Origin of the sequence: Marinoscillum pacificum (genome assembly GCF_024714495.1) — a bacterium.
GTDB classification, from domain to species: domain Bacteria; phylum Bacteroidota; class Bacteroidia; order Cytophagales; family Cyclobacteriaceae; genus Marinoscillum; species Marinoscillum pacificum.
Map to the genome: position 1 here is coordinate 109,730 of NZ_JAMZMJ010000016.1, position 9,775 is coordinate 119,504.

General features: G+C 39.8%; 12 protein-coding genes. 6 read left to right on the plus strand and 6 right to left on the minus strand.

Going from position 1 to position 9,775, the window contains the following annotated elements:
- Positions 1-18: 18 nt before the first annotated feature.
- From efp to pdxA, 5 genes are all read right to left on the minus strand, one after another.
- On the minus strand, positions 19-582 hold the full coding sequence (gene efp, locus NXS00_RS23990) for an elongation factor P (RefSeq protein WP_258101830.1): 564 nt from the start codon (positions 580-582) through the stop codon (positions 19-21).
- Positions 583-597: 15 nt separating this feature from the next.
- Positions 598-1,596, minus strand: coding sequence for a beta-ketoacyl-ACP synthase III (locus NXS00_RS23995; protein WP_258101831.1), 999 nt, complete (start codon positions 1,594-1,596; stop codon positions 598-600).
- Positions 1,597-1,619: 23 nt separating this feature from the next.
- Positions 1,620-1,811: a 50S ribosomal protein L32 gene (gene rpmF, locus NXS00_RS24000; RefSeq protein WP_258101832.1), complete on the minus strand. Its 192-nt coding sequence runs from the start codon at positions 1,809-1,811 to the stop codon at positions 1,620-1,622.
- 14 nt (positions 1,812-1,825) lie between these two features.
- On the minus strand, positions 1,826-2,356 hold the full coding sequence (locus tag NXS00_RS24005) for a YceD family protein (RefSeq protein WP_258101833.1): 531 nt from the start codon (positions 2,354-2,356) through the stop codon (positions 1,826-1,828).
- A gap of 81 nt (positions 2,357-2,437) precedes the next feature.
- Positions 2,438-3,463, minus strand: a complete 1,026-nt coding sequence (gene pdxA / locus NXS00_RS24010) for a 4-hydroxythreonine-4-phosphate dehydrogenase PdxA (RefSeq protein ID WP_258101834.1) — start codon at positions 3,461-3,463, stop codon at positions 2,438-2,440.
- 54 nt (positions 3,464-3,517) lie between these two features.
- On the opposite strand from pdxA, the gene rsmA reads away from it, so the two are divergent.
- From rsmA to NXS00_RS24040, 6 genes are all read left to right on the plus strand, one after another.
- Positions 3,518-4,276, plus strand: coding sequence for a 16S rRNA (adenine(1518)-N(6)/adenine(1519)-N(6))-dimethyltransferase RsmA (gene rsmA, locus NXS00_RS24015; protein WP_258101835.1), 759 nt, complete (start codon positions 3,518-3,520; stop codon positions 4,274-4,276).
- Entirely contained in the window at positions 4,273-5,640 is a 1,368-nt protein-coding gene (gene mgtE / locus NXS00_RS24020) for a magnesium transporter (RefSeq protein ID WP_258101836.1), read from the plus strand. Before rsmA ends, mgtE begins: the two co-directional genes overlap by 4 nt.
- On the plus strand, positions 5,637-6,593 hold the full coding sequence (locus tag NXS00_RS24025) for an NAD(P)-dependent oxidoreductase (RefSeq protein WP_258101837.1): 957 nt from the start codon (positions 5,637-5,639) through the stop codon (positions 6,591-6,593). The genes mgtE and NXS00_RS24025 overlap by 4 nt, the downstream gene beginning before the upstream one ends.
- A gap of 125 nt (positions 6,594-6,718) precedes the next feature.
- A complete protein-coding gene (greA, locus tag NXS00_RS24030) occupies positions 6,719-7,192 on the plus strand; it encodes a transcription elongation factor GreA (protein ID WP_258101838.1) in 474 nt (157 codons plus the stop codon).
- The gene (locus NXS00_RS24035; protein ID WP_258101839.1) at positions 7,192-7,587 is read left to right on the plus strand and encodes an HIT family protein; all 396 of its coding nucleotides are present in this window, start codon (positions 7,192-7,194) and stop codon (positions 7,585-7,587) included. The genes greA and NXS00_RS24035 overlap by 1 nt, the downstream gene beginning before the upstream one ends.
- Before the next feature lie 60 nt (positions 7,588-7,647).
- Positions 7,648-8,052, plus strand: coding sequence for a GNAT family N-acetyltransferase (locus NXS00_RS24040; protein ID WP_258101840.1), 405 nt, complete (start codon positions 7,648-7,650; stop codon positions 8,050-8,052).
- A 106-nt stretch (positions 8,053-8,158) separates the two neighbouring features.
- On the opposite strand, the gene NXS00_RS24045 is transcribed toward NXS00_RS24040, so the two are convergent.
- The gene (locus NXS00_RS24045; RefSeq protein ID WP_258101841.1) at positions 8,159-9,424 is read right to left on the minus strand and encodes a hypothetical protein; all 1,266 of its coding nucleotides are present in this window, start codon (positions 9,422-9,424) and stop codon (positions 8,159-8,161) included.
- Positions 9,425-9,775 lie beyond the last annotated feature (351 nt).

Consider the following 9,775-nt stretch of genomic DNA (forward strand, 5'->3'; position numbering starts at 1 on the left):
AAATAAAGGTAATTATTTTTATTTTACTCGCTCTACGTAAGATTTGGTCTCAGTATTTACCTTGATGATCTCGTCCTGATCGATAAACAAAGGAACCTGAATGGTAGCGCCAGTTTCTAATTCAGCCGGTTTAGTAGCGTTTGTAGCAGTATCTCCTTTAAGCCCAGGCTCAGTGTACACCACTTGCATTACTACATGCTGAGGAAGTTCAACTCCTAAGATTTTTTCTTCTTCTGCGTGAACAATTACTTCTACATCCTGTCCATCTTTTAAGAATTCAGGTGCATTGATTAAGTGCTCTTGTACAGGGAATTGTTCGAATGTGTTGCTATCCATAAAGTGATAGCCCAAATCGTCTTTATAGAGGAATTGGTAAGCTCTTCTTTCTACTCTTGCAGTGTTCACTTTGTGACCAGCTGAGAAAGTATTGTCGATTACTCTACCTGTAGTAAGACTTTTGAGTTTGGTTCTTACGAAAGCAGGACCTTTTCCTGGTTTCACATGTTGAAACTCCACAATTGTGAAAAGGTCATGGTTGAACTCAATCACAAGACCGTTTCTAAAATCTGCAGTTGTTGCCATGATTTATAAAGAGGTTTATTTAGGATCGTATGCCCACTTCAGCCAGGTTGCTCCCCAGGTGAAGCCACCACCAAATGCTGCAAGAATGATATTGTCTCCTTTTTTAAGTTGTGACTCATAGTCCCAAAGACATAAAGGAAGTGTTCCTGCGGTAGTGTTGCCATATCGTTGGATGTTTAACATGACTTTGTCATCTCCTACATCCATGCGACGAGCCGTCGCGTCGATAATTCTTTTGTTCGCTTGATGTGGTACTAACCAGGCGATATCATCTCCAGTGAGATTGTTTCTGTCCATTACTTCGGCAGCTACATCTGCCATATTCGTAACAGCAAACTTGAATACTGTAGAACCTTCCTGATAAGCATAGTGCTCACGAGCGGCTACAGTTTCTGGAGTAGCAGGCTTGCGGCTACCACCAGCTTTCATATGAAGGTATGGAGCTCCAGATCCATCAGACTTGAGGATAGAGTCCATGATACCTACTTCTTCTTCGGTAGGCTCCAATAAAACAGCACCACCTCCATCACCAAAGATGATACAGGTGGTTCTGTCCGTATAATCGATAATTGAGGACATCTTGTCCGCACCGATTACAATTACTTTCTTCGCTGCACCAGACTCAATAAATGAAGCTCCGGTAGCAAGACCATATAGGAATCCTGAGCAAGCCGCACTCAAATCGTAACCGAATGAGTTTTTTGCACCTACCATATCCGCAACAATGTTAGCTGTTGCAGGGAATGGCATGTCTGGCGTCACAGTAGCGCAGATGATCATGTCAATTTCTAGTGGATCAGTACCTGTCTTTTCTAGAAGACCTTTTACTGCCTCGGCACCTATTACTGAAGTGCCCTGGTTTTCTCCTTTTAGAATTCTTCTCTCTACGATTCCGGTTCTTGATTGAATCCATTCGTCGTTTGTGTCGACCATGGTTTCAAGTTCCTGATTGGTTAATACATAATCGGGAACGTAACCTTGAACTCCTGTGATTGCCGCTCGGATTTTTGCCATAATGTTTGTTTTGTTCGGCTAACTTAAGCCAAAACTTCTTTTTCCATCACAACTTTACCTTTATAGTAAAGTTTTCCTTCGTGCCAGAAGGCTCTGTGTGGAAGGTGAGCTTCACCTGTTGTTTGGCAAATCACGTAATTTTTAGGGTTTGCCTTTACGTGAGTTCTTCTCTTGTCCCTTCTAGTCCTCGAAATTTTTCTCTTAGGATGCGCCATTTTATTCTAATCTATTATTTTCCTTTCAACTTTTTTAATGCTTCCCATCTCGGATCTGGCTCCTGACTATTGTCTTCTTCCTCGTCTTCTTGAGAAGTATAAATCATCTCCGGCTCGTCATCTTCTTCAAATTCGTCCTCATAACGAGGGTGTAATTTTTTCAAAGGTACTGCCAGAGTAATGAATTCATAAACAAACTCTGCAACGTTGATGCTTGATGTGTCTTGCTTGATCACAATGACATCTTCGCTTAGAGAGTAGTTATCTTCACCAAATTTGATGATGACTTTTTCATCAACCTTTACCGGGTAATCGAAATTGTCTAAACTTCTGTCGCAAATGAGCTCTACAGAGGCGTCAATTTGAAAGTTCAGAGTCATCATCGTTTCCGATTTTTCTAGTATTAAATGGCATTTGCCTCGGCCATGCTCTATAATACTGTACTCAAACTGAGAGAACAGTCGATCTCCTATTTCAAACTCAAACTCGTGTTGTTTGTGGTTTAAACTGAAGATATCTATCTGAAATTCCCTCAATCCTTTCATGCGTTAATTTCTTCTACCCGCTTAAAGAACCGCAAATTTAGGAATAAACCAGATATAAAAAAACATATTTAACTGCTTGATTTACTGAAATTCTTCTCGATGACTAATTATATCGGCTGCACAGTAGATTGCACTCCGCATAGAAGTCTCATCTGCTTCGTTTTTTCCAGCAATACTAAATGCCGTTCCGTGATCCGGAGAAGTTCTGATAAATGACAGCCCTGCGGTGAAGTTTACGCCATTAGAGAAAGCAATGTTTTTGAACGGGATAAGTCCCTGATCGTGATACATGGCTAGAATGCCGTCATAACTTCGGTATTGGTTGCTTCCAAAGAACCCGTCTGATGGGAAAGGTCCAAAAACCAAATTGCCTTTATTTCTGAATTCATTCAATACAGGATTGATGACCTTTTCCTCTTCATCACCCAATAAACCATTTTCTCCGGCGTGCGGGTTAAGTCCCATCACCGCCACTCTTGGTTTTTTGATGCCGAAATCTTTTTTCAGAGACTTGATCATCAACTGAAGTTTTTCAGTCAATAACTTATCTGTTACTTTATTAGAAACTTCCTTTAATGGAATATGTCCAGTTACTACTCCCACTCGAAGTTCTTCTGCCACTAAAAACATTAAACTGTCTTTGGCTCCATCTTCCTGAGTAAGATACTCTGTGTGTCCAGGAAATTTAAAATCCTCTGATTGTACCAGTTCTTTACTCAAAGGTGCGGTAACCATCGCCTGAATTTTTCCAGCTTTTAGGTCTTCCATGCACTTACGCAATGAAAGAAGTGCATAATCGCCTCCTTCTTTGGTGCCTTTTCCTGGAGTTACCTCTACATTCTGCTCGTTAAGATTAACCACGTTTACTTTGCGGTCTTGAATCTTATCAACTGATTTGATTTGGTTGTAGTTGAAGTTTTGGAGATTCAGATGTTTTCTATAAAAAGAAATGACGCGACCATCAGCATAAATTACTGGTGTGAGGTGTCTGAGAACGCGGTTATCATTCAGCGCCTTGATGACCACTTCAGGTCCAATACCATTAATATCTCCAATAGAGATGCCAATTACAGGTTTGTGTTCTTTCTTTTGAGAAGAATCCTCCATATTTATCTACTTTACAGCGCCGAAATTTAATTCATTTTAACGTAACCGGATAGTTTGAAACAGGTTTCCCCGAAAAAGCATTTAGGTCAGCACTTTCTCAAAGATGAGAACATTGCCAGAAAGATTGTGGAAGGTTTGCAACAAAAAGATGTAGCCACCATGCTCGAGATAGGGCCAGGTACAGGTGTATTGACCAAATATTTACTTGAACGAGAAGGTTTTGTGGCCTTTGATGTAGATGGTGAGTCTGTAGACTATCTTAAAGAAGTATATCCGGATCACGCGGAGCAATTTCGATTACAGGATTTTCTGAAGTATGATCTGGACTCATTGGCAAAGCCAATTTCTGTTATTGGGAATTTTCCATATAACATATCTAGCCAATTGTTTTTTAGAATTTGGGATCATAGAAATGATGTGACGGAAGTCGTTTGCATGATTCAAAAAGAAGTGGCAGATCGAATTGCGGCTAAAGAAGGAAACAAAACTTATGGCATATTAAGTGTATTGCTTCAGGCATTCTATAAGATAGAGTATTTGTTTACAGTCCCTCCACAAGTTTTCAATCCTCCGCCTAAAGTGCAGTCTGCCGTGATTCGTCTTACGCGCAATGATGTGCAAACATTAGGATGCGATGAGCAGTTGTTTAAGCGAGTGGTAAAAGCAGGATTTGGAAAACGTAGAAAGACATTGCGCAACGCACTAAAAGATCTAAATTTGGAATTTGCTACAGAATCAGATGTATTCAATCAGCGTGCTGAACAGCTAACAGTGGCAGATTTTGTCGAATTGACCAATCATATTTCTTCATGAGTGAGGCGGTAATGGAGTTTGAATTAAGTAAGGAATATCTCGAGCGGTTTCAACAAGCGCTTGATGAACAGGATGATGCGTTTATCACATCTTCCCTGGAAGGAATCAATCCTGCTGATATCACTGCATTACTGTATGAGTTTGACTCGGAAGAGTGCCGATATGTATTCACTGTACTACCCAAAGACATTGATGCGGCCATTCTTAATGACCTGGAGGATGATGTTCGTGCAGATTTTATATCTGAATTTTCTCCTGAAGAATTAGCTGAGTTTTTAGAGTTTCTTGATTCTGATGACTGTGCGGATATTCTGTATCAGATGTCTATCAAGAAGCGTGAAGAAGTTATCAAGTTCATTGATAATGAAGAAAAGGCGGCCCACATCATGGATCTTCTTCGGTATGATGAAGATGTGGCAGGTGGACTCATGGCAAAAGAATTGATCAAGGCCAATATCAATTGGTCGATTATTCAGTGTATAGAAGAGATAAGAAAGCAGGCTGAAAATGTGCAGAAGATGTACTCTGTATATGTGGTGGATGACCTGGGAAAGCTTGTTGGAAAAGTATCCTTGAAGCGTCTAATCCTTGCTGGTGATAAGGCAAAAATTGCGGATATCTATGACGATACAGTCGTATCGGTAGAAACCTATATGGACGAAGAGGAAGTAGCCCAAATCATGCAGAAGTATGACCTGGAGGCTGTGCCTGTTGTCAACGCCAGAGGAAAACTAGTTGGGCGTATTACCATTGATGATATCGTAGATGTGATCACTGAGATGGCAGAAGAAGAACGTCAAATGATGGCGGGTATCTCTGCAGATGTGGAAGAAGCAGATACAGTGTGGGCTTTATCTAAAGCACGTTTGCCTTGGCTAGTTATTGGTATGGTAGGAGGTCTTCTTGGTGCTCAGTTTATGGGCTTGTTTGAAGGGGATATAGCCATCGTGCCAGCGCTAGCGCTGTTTATTCCATTAATTACTGCAACAGGAGGAAATGTTGGGATACAATCCTCTTCCTTGGTCGTGCAGAGTTTAGCCAATCCAAATGTATTTGCAGGATCACTGTTTCAACGATTGCTCAAAGTACTCTTTGTAGCGGTAGTAAACGGTGTAATCCTTGCTTTGATGGTCTTTGGAGTCATCATGCTTATTAATCAGAATCAATCTTTAGCAGCAACTGTTTCCATAGCACTTTTTAGCGTTGTGTTGCTTGCTTCTTTTATGGGAACCATCACGCCTTTAGTGCTGGATAAATTTGGGATAAATCCAGCTTTAGCGTCAGGTCCGTTTATTACAACAGCGAACGATTTATTAGGCTTAGCCGTTTATTTCTCTGTTGCTCACATGCTCTATAATTTATGAACACAACCAGCCAGAAAGTATTAATAGTGGACTTAATGCATGATAGCATTTCTAAAATGTTAATCGATGCAGGGTTCGCACCAGATTACCGACCAGACATTTCTCCGCAAGAGGTGCATGACATCATTCCAGAATATGATGGGATCATTGTGCGAAGTAAACTCGAAGTGGATAAGGAATTACTTGATAAAGCTTCTAAACTAAAATTTGTCGCTCGTGCAGGCGCAGGAATCGATAAAGTAGATTATCCATATCTAACCGCCAAAGGAATAAAACTGGTCAATGCGCCTGAAGGTAACCGTGATGCGGTAGGAGAGCATGTGATTGGCATGTTGCTTTCTCTTTTTCACAATCTGAATAGAGGAAATAGGGAGGTGAAGCACGGTAAGTGGGATCGTGAAGGTAATCGCGGTATGGAACTGAAAGGTAAAACGGTAGGGATATTTGGCTATGGTTTTATGGGGAGGTCTGTTGCTAGAAAACTGCAGGGTTTTGAATGCCGCGTGATCACTTATGACAAGTACAAATCGGATGTTGATCTGGATTGGGTGGAAAAGGTGGATTTGGAAACTTTTTTCAATGAAACGGAAATCTTAAGTATCCATGTTCCGTTAACATCAGAGACTAAATTCCTTTTTGATTTAGACTACCTGAATCAATTCAAAAAGTTAAAGTTAATAGTCAACTCCAGTAGAGGTGAGGTGCTAAAGTTAAGTGCGGTAAATACGCTGTTGGAAAGCGGAACATTGCTCGGAGCAGCGCTGGATGTATTGGAAAATGAAAAAATAAATAAGCTAAGTTCTGAAGAGCAAGCTGAGTTCGATAAGTTGGCTAATAATCTACAGGTAATCCTTTCTCCTCACGTAGCAGGATGGACTTTTGAGTCCTATGAACGGATCAATGAAGTGCTGGTTTCGAAGCTGGTAAAAGAGGGTTTAGCACAAGTCAGGTAATTGTAAATCAATCACAAAACGTTTATATTTGCCTCCTAACAGATACGAATTAAGAGAATACTATATAGAAGAAGGCGGTCCTATAGGGCCGTTCTTTTTTGTTTTACACAGTAAAAGAAAATTATATGTCAGCAGTTAATTATTATACCAAGGAAGGTTTACAGAAGCTGAAGGATGAGTTGGCTCACCTGAAGACAAAAGGCAGATCGGACATGGCTAAGCAAATAGCTGAAGCAAGAGATAAAGGTGATTTAAGTGAGAACGCTGAATATGACGCTGCTAAAGATGCTCAGGGTTTGTTGGAGCTGAAAATCTCCAAACTTGAGGCGGTAGTTGGTAATGCCAGAGTGATAGATGAGTCTAGCTTAGATACTTCTAAAGTAGGTATTTTGTCTACTGTGACCATTAAGAATAAAAAGAATGGTATGCAGGTAAAATACATGCTGGTTGCTGAAGAGGAAGCTGATCTTAAGCTAAACAAGATCTCTATAAAGTCGCCTATTGGAAGTGGCTTGCTTGGGTTGAAAGAAGGTGATACGGCGAAGATCAAAGTGCCTGCAGGCGAAATGGAATTTGAAATTGTAAACATCGCTTACTAATGGCTTCTATCTTTTCCAGAATCATAGCAAGAGAAATTCCAGCACATATTGTGGCTGAGAATGAGCAATACCTGGCTTTTTTGGATATCAATCCATTGGCTCAGGGACACACTTTAGTCATTCCTAAAAAGGAAGTGGACTATATCTATGATTTGGATGATGAGACATTGGCTGGCTTACATGTGTTTGCGAAGAAAGTGGCTAAAGGAATTGAGTCTGTGATAGAGTGTGAGCGAATAGGTGTAACAGTGATTGGGCTGGAAGTGCCTCATGCGCACGTTCATTTGATTCCGATCAATGGAGTGAATGATATGAGCTTTGCTCAACCAAAGCTCTCTATGACTTCAGAGGAAATGGTATCCATTGCAGATAAAATCAGAAATGCCATTGGCTAAAATGATTAAAAGAAATGAAATAGAAGTGAGTTTCGTGAGGAGCTCACTTTTTTTATGTCTATGAAAATTGAACAAATAGCTCCGCACCAAACATGGTCTATTAGGCATCAGGTGATGTGGCCAGACAGAGAACTGAACTATGTGAAGCTCCCCGAAGATAACGATGGGGTTCATTTTGGACTGTATGAGGCTGATCAACTGGTATCTGTAGTGTCTGCTTTTGAGAATGGAACAGAGGCTCAGTTTAGAAAGTTTGCCACATTAGAGTCTCATCAGGGCAAAGGTTATGGAAGTAAGTTGCTGAACTATCTATTTGAGTGGCTAACAGAGCAAGGAGCAACTAGAATCTGGTGCAATGCTCGAATCGAGAAGTGTGGTTTCTACGAGCGATTTGGGATGGTGAAAACAGATCACACTTTCCAAAAGGGTGGGAAGGACTATGTGGTGATGGAGAGGGTGATATAAGGATGTGGAAAGCACAGCCTTTTCCCAGCGGCAGTTTAGTGGTCGAGTTGCGATGAGGCTGGATATAAGCATGTTCGCACATGCGCCATCACACAATGTTACTCTTTTATGGTTTGTAGATTATTTCCGCGGGGATTGGGCTACTCAATGGATTTCTAACATATGTATCAGTCAACTGACCATTTTTATAGTGATTAACAATGTTTCTAGTACTATCAATTAAGTATTCAACTTCTCGTTTATCAAATTGGTAGTATTCCTCATCAATGTTGTCGTAAGTCTTTTTAAGGATCACCCCCGTATAGTCTAAATGATAAGTTATCGATCCATAATCATATGCACCAATTCCAACCTTAAAGGTTACTAGAATAGATTGACTGTTGGAGTCAATTTTACTGGTCAGATAATCGAACTTTTCAAATTGAGCGTACTCGAGTAAAAAACCTTTGTTAAACTGTTCTTTGCCGTTGATAGTAAATAAGCATTTGAATTTTGACACGTCTTCACTAATCATAGTTTGAAGACTATCTGACCCAGAAATTAAACTGAATTTATGCTTTGTTTTGTTACTTTTTATTGGACTTAAACCTCTATGTGGAATTCTCAGAACATTCTCAAAATTTCCGATTTTTTCTCCAATAATGGTTAGTTCTTCATAGCCCTGTACGAAACCTTGATAGATAGTATTGTCAAGCTTCCATGATTTGAATTCTTTAGTATCAAGATTTATATTAACTGCATGGAGAGGTCCCCCCATATCCAATGCCGCACCTTCATTACTCACCATCAGTGCGCTATTGGAAGGTAACCATTTCAGAAAGTGTGTAAGCATTCCGATTTCAGGTAAATTCTGAAATTCCGAATGGTCTCTGGTATTTATGATTCTTATCCCGAACCATTCCCAATAGCCCATATTCAACACAACATAATCACCAGTTGGTGAAAGAGCAAAGTTATACGGAGCCTCAGCACCTTCACTTTCAGCCAGAGTATGTGAATACAAGGTATCCGTTCCATATAATCCATCGAATCGAATAAGTTTTGAGTAATTATTATGCTGGTAAAGGATATAGTATCCATCTATATTATGGGCAAAGTCTATGATTTTACATCCCTGCTCACCCTTGAAAATCAATTCGGTTTCATTTTTTTGAATATCATAAGTGTAAAGATTACTATCTACGACGAAGAGAAATTGATCTCTTTCCAGCTTATATCTTAATTCTTCAGAGTTCTTAGTAGTACGTATTGACGGTAAATGTTCAACAATAGATCTTAATTTAACCTTGTCAATTGATTGTACAGACTGAGTTTTATAAGTCGGAACAGTGTCAAAAACCAAAATGGTATCGGATTGAATGTTCGGATTCATATCGTTATGAGTCTCCTGCTTATTACAGGATAGAAAGACAATGCAAATGGTTAAGAGTTGAATGTATTTAGTAATCATTAATTTCTTGAGGGTATATATGAAATGTCCTTTGCTCTTTTGATGGAGGTTTGGATCTTTCATACCTCCAAAATAACGGAATTTCACATTTTAAACTCCTAAAAGTGATAGGTATTTGAATTGGAATGCATTTATAGCCTGTCAACTGGTCAGGTCCTGAAATAGGTTGACACAAACAGTGTCAAAAATGGATAAACAAGAAAAGTCAAATGACTTGGTAAAATACAAATCAGGCTCAGGTTATCGAGCGTCTTTCAAACATCATGTGGTTTT